We start from the raw sequence: 236 nt of genomic DNA on the forward strand, positions 1-236 counted from the left end.
AGCGTGATCGAGGAGAAGCACCATGCCTGAACCCACCGAAGAAAAACTTGCCTACCGCCTGGTGACCGGCCCGGACACCCGTGAATTCTGTGAACGGATTTCCGCTGCGCTGGCCGAGGGGTACGTGCTCCACGGAAGCCCGGCTGCCCCGTTCAACGGGGAAAGCGTCATCGTCGCCCAAGCCGTGGTGCTCCCTGCCGCCATTGCGACTGCGGACGCCGCCGTCGCCAATGCCG

Annotated in this window: 1 protein-coding gene; it reads left to right on the forward strand. The window is 65.3% G+C overall.

The window, feature by feature from the left end; genetic code table 11:
* Positions 1-22: 22 nt before the first annotated feature.
* The coding region (locus SB679_RS26290) for a DUF1737 domain-containing protein (protein ID WP_410705367.1) at positions 23-236 on the forward strand (214 nt) is incomplete at its 3' end.

The organism is Chryseobacterium sp. SIMBA_029, assembly GCF_046535275.1.
GTDB lineage: Bacteria > Bacteroidota > Bacteroidia > Flavobacteriales > Weeksellaceae > Chryseobacterium.